11 protein-coding genes, 6 tRNA genes and 1 pseudogene are annotated in these 13,676 nt (G+C 41.5%); 2 read left to right on the top strand and 16 right to left on the bottom strand.

All coding sequences use genetic code 11. From position 1 onward, the window contains the following. Positions 1-80 precede the first annotated feature (80 nt). A complete protein-coding gene (locus tag M1F97_RS08875) occupies positions 81-1,898 on the bottom strand; it encodes an acyltransferase family protein (protein WP_247944854.1) in 1,818 nt (605 codons plus the stop codon). A gap of 132 nt (positions 1,899-2,030) precedes the next feature. Beyond that, positions 2,031-3,173, bottom strand: coding sequence for a tRNA guanosine(34) transglycosylase Tgt (gene tgt, locus M1F97_RS08870; RefSeq protein WP_001285237.1), 1,143 nt, complete (start codon positions 3,171-3,173; stop codon positions 2,031-2,033). Between the two features lie 116 nt (positions 3,174-3,289). Here tgt and M1F97_RS08865 point away from each other — a divergent pair, with 116 nt between their 5' ends. Then, the gene (locus M1F97_RS08865; RefSeq protein ID WP_247944853.1) at positions 3,290-4,147 is read left to right on the top strand and encodes a DUF975 family protein; all 858 of its coding nucleotides are present in this window, start codon (positions 3,290-3,292) and stop codon (positions 4,145-4,147) included. A 40-nt stretch (positions 4,148-4,187) separates the two neighbouring features. Here M1F97_RS08865 and M1F97_RS08860 read toward each other — a convergent pair whose 3' ends face one another. The 8 genes from M1F97_RS08860 to M1F97_RS08825 form a co-directional block, all read right to left on the bottom strand. After that, positions 4,188-4,550 (bottom strand): DUF1304 domain-containing protein, encoded by a 363-nt coding sequence (locus M1F97_RS08860; protein WP_247944852.1) that lies wholly within the window; start codon positions 4,548-4,550, stop codon positions 4,188-4,190. A 10-nt stretch (positions 4,551-4,560) separates the two neighbouring features. Continuing rightward, a complete protein-coding gene (locus M1F97_RS08855) occupies positions 4,561-4,986 on the bottom strand; it encodes a MarR family winged helix-turn-helix transcriptional regulator (protein ID WP_247944851.1) in 426 nt (141 codons plus the stop codon). 158 nt (positions 4,987-5,144) lie between these two features. Next, positions 5,145-6,008, bottom strand: coding sequence for a DUF2262 domain-containing protein (locus M1F97_RS08850; RefSeq protein ID WP_247944850.1), 864 nt, complete (start codon positions 6,006-6,008; stop codon positions 5,145-5,147). A 149-nt stretch (positions 6,009-6,157) separates the two neighbouring features. Next, the gene (locus M1F97_RS08845) at positions 6,158-7,276 is read right to left on the bottom strand and encodes a LysM peptidoglycan-binding domain-containing protein (protein WP_247944849.1); all 1,119 of its coding nucleotides are present in this window, start codon (positions 7,274-7,276) and stop codon (positions 6,158-6,160) included. Positions 7,277-7,439: 163 nt separating this feature from the next. Continuing rightward, positions 7,440-8,063, bottom strand: coding sequence for an HAD family hydrolase (locus M1F97_RS08840; protein ID WP_247944848.1), 624 nt, complete (start codon positions 8,061-8,063; stop codon positions 7,440-7,442). Positions 8,064-8,066: 3 nt separating this feature from the next. Further along, positions 8,067-9,347, bottom strand: coding sequence for an MATE family efflux transporter (locus tag M1F97_RS08835; protein ID WP_247944847.1), 1,281 nt, complete (start codon positions 9,345-9,347; stop codon positions 8,067-8,069). A 60-nt stretch (positions 9,348-9,407) separates the two neighbouring features. After that, on the bottom strand, positions 9,408-10,892 hold the full coding sequence (gene thrC, locus M1F97_RS08830; RefSeq protein ID WP_247944846.1) for a threonine synthase: 1,485 nt from the start codon (positions 10,890-10,892) through the stop codon (positions 9,408-9,410). 75 nt (positions 10,893-10,967) lie between these two features. Next, positions 10,968-12,245, bottom strand: coding sequence for a gamma-glutamylcysteine synthetase (locus M1F97_RS08825; RefSeq protein WP_169446802.1), 1,278 nt, complete (start codon positions 12,243-12,245; stop codon positions 10,968-10,970). 507 nt (positions 12,246-12,752) lie between these two features. On the opposite strand from M1F97_RS08825, the pseudogene M1F97_RS09225 reads away from it, so the two are divergent. Then, a pseudogene (locus M1F97_RS09225) lies at positions 12,753-13,037 on the top strand (IS3 family transposase); the annotation flags it as partial. 127 nt (positions 13,038-13,164) lie between these two features. Here the strand turns inward: M1F97_RS09225 and M1F97_RS08815 are convergent. The 6 genes from M1F97_RS08815 to M1F97_RS08790 all read right to left on the bottom strand — a co-directional run bounded on the left by M1F97_RS08815 (position 13,165) and on the right by M1F97_RS08790 (position 13,673). Beyond that, positions 13,165-13,248: transfer RNA gene (locus M1F97_RS08815), tRNA-Leu, on the bottom strand. A gap of 9 nt (positions 13,249-13,257) precedes the next feature. Beyond that, a tRNA-Gln gene (locus M1F97_RS08810) sits at positions 13,258-13,329 on the bottom strand. A gap of 13 nt (positions 13,330-13,342) precedes the next feature. Beyond that, a tRNA-His gene (locus M1F97_RS08805) sits at positions 13,343-13,415 on the bottom strand. A gap of 14 nt (positions 13,416-13,429) precedes the next feature. Next, a tRNA-Trp gene (locus tag M1F97_RS08800) sits at positions 13,430-13,500 on the bottom strand. Positions 13,501-13,505: 5 nt separating this feature from the next. Beyond that, a tRNA-Tyr gene (locus M1F97_RS08795) sits at positions 13,506-13,586 on the bottom strand. A 14-nt stretch (positions 13,587-13,600) separates the two neighbouring features. Next, positions 13,601-13,673, bottom strand: a tRNA-Phe gene (locus M1F97_RS08790). Positions 13,674-13,676 lie beyond the last annotated feature (3 nt).

Below are 13,676 nucleotides of genomic sequence, written 5' to 3'. Positions count from 1 at the left end.
TTTCTTTTTCATTTGTAAATGGTATAGACCTCTTTTCTGGAGATATTTTAAAAGAGCTGGATATCTCCAACTCTTTGATTTTATTTTGATTTCACAGGTAGTTCTTGAGCAGCCTTGACAGCAGCTGCAATCGTCTCTGCGTAAAGTTTAGCACCTTCTTCAATCATGTTGCTATCATTTCCAAAGTGGACTTGGTCTGTTCCAGCCCAGATTTCAGGGTGTTCCTTAGCGACCTTATTCCAGTCAGCGATACTCACATATGGATTCTTTTCAGCTAATTCTCTCGCATAAGTCGCATACTGCTCAACTGATTTGTAAGTTTCCTTGCTCTTGTCACCTTCATAAGGAGTTACAAGAATCAGATGGTGGCCTTTGGGGAGGTTTTTAACTATCGTATCTAAGTCATCTTTGTAATTCTCTGGTCCGTTTACACCCGTTGCAATGACAACTGTTTTTAGAAGTACCTTGTTCTGGCTGTTATTGAGCATGATGTCATTGGCTTGCTTGGTTGTCCGACTAACTTGAGCGTTGATATTTGCTTCAGGAAGGGCCTCTTGTAAGGCTGTATTAGCACGCAAGGCTACCGAATCTCCAATCAAACTCGTTCCCTCAGAAATTCCAAGTCGGCTAGCCTCTGCTTGCTCAGCAAGAGTTTTTGTTTGTCCTATATTGGTCTGTGCTTGCTTGAAACCATTGACCATCAAGTCTGTCTCAAAAGCTCCAACTTGGGGAGCCACAGTTATGATAACCAAGGTAATCAAAGTAAGAATGGCAACACCACTAGCACTAATCGGTTTAATATGAGGTAATCGACTAATCTTCCGTATTAAAGGATTAGTCTTACCAGCAATCAATGGCTCAATAATATAGAAAGATAAAATAGCAAAGAAATAAGAAAAGATAACTGTTAAAATAACAGCGGGCAGATTGCTCATCAACTGAGAAAAGATAATATAAAAAGGCCAGTGGAAGAGATAAACCGCGTAGCTGGTATCCGCTAAAAATGTAATTATCCGAGGTTCTTGTATCTCAGGCGTTTTCTCATGCAAGACACGTGCAGCAAAAATCATAGTCACTGCCGCTAAACTTGCTAGCAAGAAGCCAAATAAGTACGCAAACAGGTAGGTGAACTTGACAAAGAAAGTCAGAAGCAACAATACCAAAAGCCCTGTAGCAAACACCAGTAGATTTTGACGAAGATCCCACGTCCGATCAAATTGCTTTACTAAATCGCTCGTCTGACGAACACCCACAACCGTCGCCAAAATACTTCCTAAAAAAAAGGGATAGACATGGGTCAGACTTGAAAAGTAGACAGATGAATAGGAACTCGCCATTAGACTACCAATAAACATGGAGAAAAAGCTAATGATAAAAGCTCCAGTAGAAAGGAGAAAAACTATCCCTCTCAATTGACTACTAGATTTTGAACGTTTCGATAAGAACCAAACCGCTAAGCCCCAAAGGATATAGTAGTGAACCTCAACAGCTAGACTCCAGTTGTGAACAAAGAGATGGGGAATGAACTGGGATTCATAACTTCCCCCTGTTAACATTTCGTAGAAGTTGGTCATAAAACCGAGAACTCCAGCAATCTGGCCACCAATTCCAGCAACATAGTCTTGACGAACCAAGAAAGTAAAAGGCATGGTCACTAAAACCATCAGCACCACAGGTGGCACGATACGATAAAACCGTCTCTTAAAAAAGCCCAGCAAATCAATCTGACGTGCCTTCCCAAATTCTTCTAAAAGGAGGGAGGTGATCAAAAATCCTGAAAAAGTGAAAAAGACATCGACCCCAAAGAAGCCTCCAGGAAAGATCGTTTGAAAGAAGTGGTACAAAAGCACCAAAAGTAAACCTGTAATCCTAATTAAGGAAAACCATTTAATACGCATACGAGTCTATTCTCCATTAAATTAGGAAGTAAAACACCACCTAATTTTCATTCCATTATACTCCCTATTCTATCAAAAAAAGAAGAAAAATCCTACGAGAAAACGTAGGATTTTGGCATTCTATTTTTAACTTTAGAAATTGCGTCCTGACTTGTTGTAGCCATATTTTTCCACAAAATATTCACGGAATTCCAAGAGATTGTCATCCATGATGGCTTGACGGACCTGCTTCATCAGATTGAGCAAGAAGTAGAGATTGTGGTAGCTAGTCAAGCGGATACCGAAGGTTTCGTCAGCCTTGAGCAAGTGGCGAAGGTAGGCGCGTGTGTAGTTCTTGCATGTATAGCAATCACACTCAGGATCCAGTGGCGTAAAGTCTTCAGCGAATTGGGCATTCTTGACAACCAAACGACCTTGGCTGGTCATACAGGTGCCGTTACGAGCGATACGAGTTGGCAAGACACAGTCAAACATATCCACACCACGAATAACTCCATCGATCAAGCTATCTGGCGCTCCCACTCCCATCAAATAGCGAGGTTTGTTTTCAGGAAGGAGTTGAGTTGTGAAATCCAAGACTGCATTCATCTCTTCGTGGGTTTCTCCTACTGCCAAACCACCGATAGAGTAGCCTGGGAAATCCATGCTGACAAGGTCATGAGCTGATTGACGGCGAAGATCTTCAAATCCCGCTCCCTGCACAATTCCAAACAAACCTTGGTCATGTGGACGACGGTGAGCCTTCAAACCACGTTCAGCCCAACGACTAGTACGCTCGATGGATTTCTTAACGTAGTCGTAAGGTTGGTAAAACTGAGGACATTCATCAAAAGACATCATAATATCTGAGCCTAGATTGTTCTGAATAGAGATGGCTTTTTCTGGCGATAGGAACATCTTGGAACCATTGAGATGGTTTTTAAAGGTTACCCCTTCTTCTGTGATGTTTCGGCTATCAGCCAGAGAATAAACCTGAAAACCACCACTATCCGTCAAGATGGGCTGATCCCAGTTCATGAACTTGTGGAGACCGCCTGCGCGTGCGATGAGTTCATCTCCTGGACGAAGCCACAGATGATAGGTATTAGAGAGGATAATCCCTGATCCCATCTCCTTCAATTCTTCAGGCGACTGGGTTTTAACAGTGGCTTGGGTTCCAACTGGCATAAACATAGGTGTCGGGAAGGTGCCGTGCGGGGTGATAATTTCTCCTAGACGAGCTCCTGTATGTTTTTCTTTCTTAATCAAACGGTATTTGATTGGTGAATCTGACATTTTCTACCTCCGAAGCTGGGAAAGACAGTCCCAGTTCATACTTTGCGCCCAAAGGCATACTGTATGATTTTATCAAAAAAAACTGGAACTGTCACGAACTATGGTATAATGAAAGAATGAAATACCCAAAAATTGATTTAAAAACCATTCGTCTGCAGACTAGGCAATTTCAGGCTGAAAATCCCCGCCTCTTTCTTGTCTATCTCCTTCCTAGTATGCTGGTCATCTTATCAGGCTTTCTCAACCCCTTGGCTCGTCTCCAAGAAAATGTTTTAGAGCAATCCTTTTTCAGCATGCTGACGCAAGTGCTCCAAGCCTATCTCTTCCCACTAGTGGTTTCTTTTATGAGCACAATTTTTCTAGCAGGTGCTGCCTTTGCGACACTCCGACTCCTCAAGGATCCTGATACGGAACTCTCAGTAAAATCAAGCCTGACCCTCTTTGCTGAAGAGCGCTTCTCACAAACCTTTCTAACCCTGCTCCTCAAACGTTTCTATCTTTTTTTATGGAGTATTCCAAACTTAGTAGGCGTTTATTTTCTCTTTTATAGCAATCTCTTGGCTCGAAGATTTGTTGCCCTACATCCTGAATTTCCAAAACTAGACCTTTCATCCGTTGAAACCGAGCAGTTCCTTATGACCTTTGGGCTCTACTTTTTCGCGAGTCTCATCTTGATGATTGTAGGCAATCTCCTCTACGTACCGCAACATTATGCCTACTCGCAGGTAGAATTCCTCCTCTGCGATACTCTGGATTTAGGACAGGCTAAACCAAGTCAAATCCTGAAAACCAGCCGTTTCTTGATGAAGGGTTACAAATTTCAACGCTTTGTCCTCGACCTACAACTACTCCCTTGGTACTTCCTCAATTGGATTACTTTTGGAATTGCTAGTTTTTCACTCCTTCCCTATATCCAGAACAATCACATCTCCTTTTACAGAGCCCTCCTAGCCCGTAAACGTCGAAATGGATAAAAAACTACAAAAATCAGCGTCCTGAAAGACGCTGGTTTTCTTATTTCAAAAGCAACATACTCAGCAGAGTCAAAATAGCGGGCCCACCTTGCTTCAGAATAATCTTCTTGTCTGCTGTTAGAGAACCATAGGTCGCTGCACCAAGCACAAATAAAACAAAGATGGTCACAATTTCCAAACTTTGTGAGAAATAAATCCCGTACAAGAGAAAGACACCCAGCAAAGCATTATAAATCCCTTGATTTTTAAATAATGAGCTCACTGAAGGACGAGCCAGTTCTTCCTTGTCCATATTAAAGACTCGGCTGGTTGCATCTGATTGGGTTGCCATACTCTCCAAATAAAAGATATAAAAATGTTCGAGGGCAACAAGGGTTGCTAAAATAGTAGTAATGATTGACATCGTTTTCTCCTTAAAATTCTATTTTTTCTAGACCTGACACTAGTTTCGTCAGTAAAGTTGTTAGCTCTTTCTGCTCAGCTGTCAATAAGATGCTCTCCATCTGTTCCTTCACTCGCAAATGATGTTTAGGCGGACTGACTAAGAGTTGATTCTTGGCTTCTTGGGTTAATTCAACTAAGACTTCTCGCTGATTGGCCGGATTACGCTTGCGACTGACATAGCCCTCTGACTCTAGTATCTTAAAATGACGGGTCAAGGCCGCCTGGTCGATTTGCAACTTCTCCTGAACGGCAATCTGGTTGCAGGGTGACTGCTGCAGTAAAAACTGCAAGATTTGATAGCGGGTCAAACTAATTCCCAATTGTTTCTCAAAAAGTTGAGTGATCATCTGATCTGTTAAATGGAGCTGGTACAGTAAGTCGTTAATTTTTTTCATTTCTACCTCCTTGTATACACTTGATTTATCAACTATTGACTTATCAAGTATATTACAGAAAGATTAAAAACGCAACCATTTTGCTTACTCACGAAAAATAGCCTCTTGGTTTCAATCCCAAAAGGCTATTATTTCTATATTCTAGATAAAATCCAGCACTAACCTACCAAATCTGCTCGAAGGATTTCTCCCTCTTTATCAATGACAACTTCGATGGCATGGCCTGCAAAAATTTCCTCGCTATCATCATAGTAGAGGGTCAATTCCCCGTCTTCGTTGATCGATAGTTCACCCAAGGAAAGAGAGTTGGTAAAATACTCTTCTGTTAACTCCACATCATTTTCATCTGAATCTATCCAGTCTTGAGCTGTTTCCCACAGTTCTTTGACAATATAGTCTTTAATCCGAGTATCTTGAACTTGGAAAGTTCCCATAAATTTCTTTAGATCATCAAAAGAACTTGGAGGGAGACTTTCATCTGCACTCGCAGCAAAGATAGCATGAATCTTACCACCCTCGTAAGTGATAAATCCTTCAAACCAAGAATAGGCTCTGTTTAAGGTGAATTCGCCAATATCGTCTTGAATGATGACCGGTTTTTGATAGGTTTCAATCAAGGTCTCTAACCTAGAGTCTGAGGATTGGTCATCTAAGTATTCCAGCAAGTGGTAGCAGTTATTAGCTACTTCTGACATATATGGCTCTAACTCCATGAAGGGGCGTTTTTGACATTTGATATGATGAATTTTGTAGGGTTCAAAACTAAAGCCCCATCTCTTTTCTTCAAATTCCTCAGGAGTCAATACCCATTCCAAACGTCCCTCACGTTCAGAGAATTCCTGGGTTGCAACATTGACACTAGCTTTAAAATGAACGGACGGCATTTTACAACCATCTTTTAAAGAAGCGGCCCCAGTTACATTTTGGAGGGTAAAAATCAAGAATTCGACAATTTCACCACAAAATTCCTCTTCAAAATCATCTCTTGTTTTCTCAAATAGAGTTTTTAATCGATTTGTCATTCACTTCATCCTTTCTCTCTATGCTTAAAAGCGTTAGTATAGTTTTGTATTCGCTTACATTTTAACATGTTTTAGATTTTATTTCACTTATTAATACTATTTTACACAAAAAGAAGCTACACTTTTAAATGTATAGCTTCTTATTATTCTTAATTCATAGATACGTGAACGTGGTCATAGTGGTTTTCGGTCACACTACCACGGTCTGGCATTGGATTCCAAGTGTAGGCAGGTCCATATTTACTATCATATGGAGCGTAGAAACGTTGTTTCCAGATGATGTAGTTGATGCCACGGCTAGCCATATTTTGGACTGCATATTCTGCAATTTGGTCTCCGAGTGCTGAACTCACTGGAACCATGAAGTCAATGGCCAAACCTTTTCCATGGTCGCCACTGTCTCCAGGACGGTAACCACTAAAGGATGTGATGCCAAACAAGTTGGCTACTTCTTCTTTAAAGGCTGCTGTTTGTGGTTGAAGACCAGCATTCTCAGACTTAGCTACAGCAAGTCCTGCATAGTCAGGAGCCGCTGGAGCTGAATAAGTTCTTGAAGGAGTTTGGCTTTGCTCTGCTTGATAAGTCGAAGTTGCGGTGTCAGAAGTTGCTGTTGATGCTGCTGTTTCTTCTGTTGCACTTGTTTCCGTTGTATCAGCAGGCGTTTCTGTTGCTGGTGCAGCTGCTACTGGTTTTTCCGCTGGAGTCGTTTCAGCTGTTTCTTCAACTACAGGTACTTCTGTAGATGGTGTCTCTTCAGCAACTGTTGTTGTCTCAAAAACTTCTGAACTTGGCGCTACTTCTGTTGTTTTTTCGGTCTCTGTTGCACTTGGTACTTCCTCAATTGGTTGAGAAAGATCTTCTACTTGAACTGTTTGTTCATCGACTGTCACTTGATTGGTCGTCAAATCAGCGGTCGCAGTCGTCACTTCTTCACTAGCATCTGCTTGAGGAGTTTGGATTTCAACTTCCGTCACCTCTTCTGCCTCATTGACAGTTGTAGTGAGGACAGTATCTGGGAAAATCAAGTCCATATTGGTGATTTTGTTCAAATTTGCAAGAACTGTGACATCTACACCCAAAGCTTCTGCAATGGTGCTCAAAGTATCACCATACTGTACTGTATAGCTTGTTTTGTTGTCCGTTTTAGTCAAATCGTTTTTGATTTGCTCAACACTACGAGCAGTCCAAAGGATCTCCTCTGCTTGAGTTGCCAAAACTGGGGCAAGAGACAAGGCTACTGTTGAGGCTAAAATAATTCTTTTCTTCATTCTTTCCTATTCCTTTCAAATAAATACCTGTCTATCATATCACAAAAAAAAGCAGAAAAAAAGCCCTCTCGGGCCTATTTAATAGAACTGTCTATTCCTTGTAACAAACTCGATTACTTGAAATAGTTTGTTAGGTTTCTGTCACGCAACTGACAAAATTTTTTTATTCCTCAGCTTCAAAAATGCGGGGAATATCTGCTAATTCTTGAATCCTTTGATTCCCTTCATAAGAAGACTCTAAAAAGTTGATGCTTTGAAGGCCGCTATTCTGGGCAAATTCCACATCCAAAGTCCGGTCTCCTATATAATAGGTGCTATCAGGATCCAGCTGATACTTGTCTAGCAGATAGGTAGCCGCTTCTGGATTAGGCTTGCGCGCAAAACCACTCTGATTAGTTAGAATTTCTGTAAAATAACATTCCAACCTCAAGTCTCTTAAAATAGTAAGAGCATTGTCTCCCTTATGGGTATAAACAAACTGCTGAATCCCTGCTTCATCTGCCCAAGCTAGCACTTCACGCGCGCCTGGCATCAAAACTACCTGAGCATTCTTCTCAGACAGGCTCTGGGCACGCACCTGATTAAGCACTTCCGCATCCAGTTTTCTCTCTTCTGCAATCTGCTCCAGTAAATCCTGCACAGAATACCTGAGGATAAACTCTCTCACTTTCTCCTTATCATAAGGAATAGAAAACTGAGCAAATGTCTCCTCAATGCCTGACAAAATCGCTTCGTAAGAATCCAATAAGGTCCCGTCTAAATCCCAAATAAAAGCTGTTTTTTGCATTTCCTATCCTTTCAAACTCATATAACGCTGGTAACGGTAGCGTAGAAATAACCATCGAAAACCATTGTCCAATAACGTTCCAGCCCAAATACCAGGTAAGCCCCAACCAAGCACAATCCCCATCAGATAGGCTGTCCCAATGCGGATACACCACATCCCGATACTTGTAGCATAAAAGGGGAGGCGAGCATTTCCCAAGCCCTGCCAAACCGCCGTATAAATAACTGTCCCTGTCGCCATAGGAGTTCCTAGTAGAGAGAAAAGTGCCACCAAAACGCTAGCTTCGACCGCTATAGGATCAGTCGTATAGAGATGTGTCAGTGGTATTCCCAAGGCATAGATGCTGAGTGTCAAGGGCAACATAAGGACGAAAGAAAGCCAAAAGGTTTGTTTGCTTACCTTGTCTACTCTTTTCCAGTTATCCTCTCCAACTGCTCGAGCCACCAGCATGACCGTTGCCGTAGCGACGCCAAAGGCAGGCATATAGTTAAACTGGGTCAAAACCTCCCCGATTGCATTTCCCGCTACTGCCTCCGTCCCAAAAGAGACGACCAAGGCAATGATCACTACATCTCCAGCCCTCATCATGAGGCGCTCTCCAGCTGCTGGTAAAGCCAAGGTCAACAATTCCTTATCTAAGCCAAAAGTTGGCTTCGCATATGGCAGTTTTAATTGCGACCACAAAATCACAAGGCCGACCAAGCGAGACAAGATGGTCCCCCAAGCAACACCAGCTATGCCCATATCAAGGACAAAAATAGCTAGACTTGAAAAAAGAATATTCAAGGCATTGGATAAAAGACTAACATAGAGGGGCAGACGCGGATTATGCGTTGCACGAATCAAGGCGCCTAGACTGGTCATCAAGCCCAAGAGAACAATCGATCCGCCTACTAAAGATAGGTAGAGTCCACCACTTTCGGCCACAGCCTGCTCAGTTCCTAAAAGTCCTATCATCTCTTGACCAGAAAAGATGGATAAGGCCCCTAAAAGTGCACTCAGCAATAGGGTTATCTTTAGAGCCTCTGTCACGTGATAAGCCAACTTGGACTGATCTTTCTGCCCCAAACTTTTTGAAATAACACTGGAAATAGCAGCTCCCAGAGCGATAAAAATCGCCTGGTAAATCGTGATAATATTGCCAGCTACTGAAACACCTGAAATAGCGATTAAGCCCAAGTGAGCGACCAAGTAACTATCCACCATGCCCATGAGCATCTGCAAAAAGTTTTCCCCCATAGCTGGCAAGGCAATGTTGAGAATGTCTTTATTTTTCTTAATCAATCCTTCCTCCTGATGAAAAGAAACTCAGTTGGTTTCCCAACCGAGTTTACTCCCTCTGTCTTAAAGTCCTAGATAAGTCTCAACCGCTGCTTGCATATCAGCAGCTGCCACTGTTGTTTTATGACGAACTGGAGCTGTTTCAAGGCCATCAACCGCTGGTGGCACTGCCACTCCTGAAATGTTATGTAATTGAGCCAAGGCTTCAAAGTCAGTTAAGCCTGCTTTTCCTGTTACAGCTTCTACTGCAACCACCGGGAACTTGTATGGACTAGCTGTTGAAGCAATCACTGTCTTAGTCGTATCGCCAGTAGCCGCTTGGTATTTTCTATAAACAGCTGAGGCAACTGCCGTATGAGGATCCTCGATATAGGCATCTATTTGATAAACACGTTTAATTTCTGCCGCAGTTTCTTCCTCAGTCGCATATTCAGCTGCAAAGAGATCCAGAATCGCTGCATCAAAGTCTGTCAATTCATATTGTCCTTGTGTACTCAAGGCATTCATGAGTTCAGTTGTCTTAGTTGCATCATTCCCCAAAAGATGGAAAATCAAACGCTCCAAGTTTGAAGATACTAAGATATCCATAGATGGACTAGTCGTCACCTTGAACTCACGTTTCTTGTCGTAAACACGTGTTTTAAAGAAGTCAGTCAAGACATTGTTGTCATTTGAAGCACAGACTAATTTACCAACTGGCAGACCAATTTGCTTAGCATAAAAGGCAGCCAAGATATTTCCAAAGTTTCCTGTTGGTACTGTAAAGTTGACCTTTTCACCAGTCACAATCTCACCAGACTTGACCAACTGAGCATAAGCATAAACATAGTAGACAATCTGTGGTACCAAACGACCAATGTTCATAGAATTAGCTGATGAAAACTGTAGCTTATTAGCTGCCAATTTTTCACGAAGTTCCACATCGTTGAACATGTGCTTCACGTTTGTTTGTGCATCGTCAAAGTTACCATCAATAGCAATAACATGAGTATTGTCGCCAGTCTGAGTAGTCATTTGCAACTCTTGTACCTTGCTGACACCATCCTTTGGATAAAAAACGATAATCTCAGTACCAGGTACATCCGCAAATCCAGCCATAGCTGCTTTTCCAGTATCACCCGATGTCGCTGTCAAAATGACGATTTTGTTCTCCAAACCATGTTTCTTAGCAGCTGTTGTCATAAAGTATGGCAAGATGGACAAGGCCATATCTTTAAAGGCAATCGTAGAACCATGGAACAATTCCAAGTTGTATTGCCCATCCAGTTTCACCAATGGCGCAATAGCTGGGGTATCAAACTTGCTATCGTAGGCATTGTTGATACAGTAGTCCAACTCCTCCGCAGTAAAGTCATCTAAAAAGGCTGACAAAACTAACTTAGCCACTTCTTGGTAAGAAGCATCTTGCAATTTTTCAAAATCCAAATCCACCTTTGGATAAGTAAGCGGTGTAAACAGACCACCATCCGTCGCCAAACCTTGCAAAATAGCTTGGCTGGCAGTTACTGTATTATTGGCATCACGCGTTGATTGATAAACTAATGTCATGAATCTCTATCCTTTATCTATAGTCTCTTCCATTATATCATGATTTTTCAGAAAATTCTCGCTTTATAGCAAAAATTATAATCCCAATTCTTCTTTCAAAGGCTGTAAATAGATCATTTCTTGCTTATCTCTTTTCTCCAGTCCTTCCTCAGCTAGAATGAGTAAGTCTTTAGAAAACTCGAGAACCGCAGCTTCTTCCTCATCTGTGAGTTGTTTTTTAGAAAATTGTCTCCTTAAAGACTTGTAATCACGACCAGCTGTGGTAAAAAATGGAGCAGTTCGCAAGTAAGCTTCAAGCTTGTCTAAATTGACCAACAAGCCCAAGTGAAAAGCTGCTGAAGCAAAGGTTCTATTTAGAGGTTGCGTACACACACTACGAAACTCGATAGTCCCTCGAGTCGTTAAGTCTTGGTACTGGTAACTACGATGAGTTTGGAAATCTTCCTCCTGAGGATAAAGAAGAATCTCTTCCCCATCAAGAGAGAAGGCATGAATTTCAGGTGTAGTCAAATAATCCCTAGCCTGAACAGGATAAAAATAATAGGTCTGCCCATCACGCCCCGCTGTGAAAATCGCAGAATGATTTAGATAGTCAAAAAAATCATCCTCATCCTTAAAGAGTCTAGCATTGACACCTACATTCTCTGGATAGATACCATGCATAGATTTTTCCCAGAAAATATCTCTAGAAATTTTGGTATCCCAATCTGCCCCCGAAAACTCAGAATTGGCAAACAAATAAGCTTTGGCAGCTTCGATCTGAGTAAATGCATTGATGACACGCAAATAGTTAGACTTTGAAACATCCAATTGAACTTGGCTTCCACAGATAAAAGCACCATATTGCGGGTAATCATGTAAATCTGACCTTAGAACTGTTCTGCTCAACTTCAAATAATTCATTAACATTTGATAACGTGCATAAGCAACAGGTTGATTCTCATTCTTCTCCCAGTATGGATGGATTCCAGAGCCAACTATAGCATGATTTGCTTCCCCAAGTTTTTTCTGAATCAAATCAATGTAGGCTCTAAAACGCTCTTCAACCTCTTGGATAGTTTCCGCCCTACCGAAAGCAAACTCGATAGTTGTATAGGAGACTTCGAATAAGATAGTATCTTGGCTAACTGGATCTTGCAACTGAATTGGATTTCCAAAGTCATCTACTTTTTCGATAGTAAAACCCAGAACTGATGGTAAATACCGAAAGAGATCCTTTACAACCTCACTATCTGTAGCATTCCCCTCTAAATTGATAACAGGATACTCCAGCTCAATTCCCACAAATAAATCAGGCTTCTCTTTCATATTTTCTAAGTAGCGCTTCTTAAGCAAGTCAACCGAACGAGACATTAACCACCAAACTCTTTCATAATCTACATAAAATGTGAATAAGTAATATTATACCAAAATTCCTTTCAAAAACAATTAGAATGTCACTCAAAAATAATTATTGAGCCTTTATAACACTTTAAAAAAGATAGAATTTAGTAGGAAATCATAATCACCCGTCTATGTCCTGATCCCCAAAAGTTAGACAGAAAAAATCTAACTTTTGGGGTGTTTTATTATGAAATTGAATTATGAAGATAAAGTTCAAATCTATGAACTAAGAAAATAAGGAATCAGCTTAAAGCGTCTTTCAGAAAATATGGAATTAATCTTTCAAATCTTAGATACTTAATCCGGTTGATTGATCGTTACGGAATAGAAAGTATCAAGAAAGGGAAAAACCGTTACTATTTCCCTGAATTAAAGCAAGAAAAAATTGATAAAGTTCTGCTGGAAGGTTGTTCACAAAGAAGTGTTTCTCTCGAATTTGCACTTCCAAGTAGTGGAATGCTTCCAAATTGGCTGGCACAATACCAACACAATTCTTATCATCGATTCCTAAAGAGTAAAGGAATTCACGCATCCATGTCACGCAAGGGCAACAGCCCCGACAACGGTATGATGGAGTTCTTCTTCGGTATTTTGAAATCAGAAATGTTTTATGGATATGAGAAGATGTTTCAGTCGCTTGAAGATTTGGAGAAAACCATTGTAAACTACATCGATTACTACGATTACTACAACAACAAACGAATTAAAGTCAAACTAAAAGAACTTAGTCCTGTACAATACAGAACTAAATCCTTTACTTAATTAATTGTCTAACTTTTGGGGGCAGTACAATAGCGGGTGGTTTAGTTGTCTCGCACCTTACGGAGCGAGACGGACTAATAGTCACATAACAAAAAAACAAGGTCTTAAAACCTTGTCTTCATTACTATACCGGCGGCCGGGGTCGAACCGGCACGTCCTTGCGGACACTGGATTTTGAGTCCAGCGCGTCTGCCAATTCCGCCACGCCGGCAAATAGTAACTGGGGTAGCTGGATTCGAACCAACGCATGAGGGAGTCAAAGTCCCTTGCCTTACCGCTTGGCTATACCCCAATAATATAAAATAGGCGAGTGATGGGGATCGAACCCACGCATGCCAGAGCCACAATCTGGTGTGTTAACCACTTCACCACACCCGCCATAATCTTATTAACACGGGCAGTAGGAATTGAACCCACACTGAAGGTTTTGGAGACCTTAGTTCTACCTTTAAACTATGCCCGTATCCATGGAAGGGGAGGGATTCGAACCCCCGAACCCGAAGGAGCGGATTTACAGTCCGCCGCGTTTAGCCACTTCGCTACCCTTCCTAGTCATAAGTATATGGCGCGAGACGGAATCGAACCGCCGACACATGGAGCTTCAATCCATTGCTCTACCAACTGAGCTACCGAGCCAAA

It is taken from the genome of Streptococcus oralis, from assembly GCF_023110435.1.
GTDB classification, from domain to species: Bacteria; Bacillota; Bacilli; order Lactobacillales; family Streptococcaceae; genus Streptococcus; species Streptococcus oralis_CF.
Note: the sequence above shows the minus strand (reverse complement) of the source record. Positions and strands in the feature narration are given on the sequence as shown.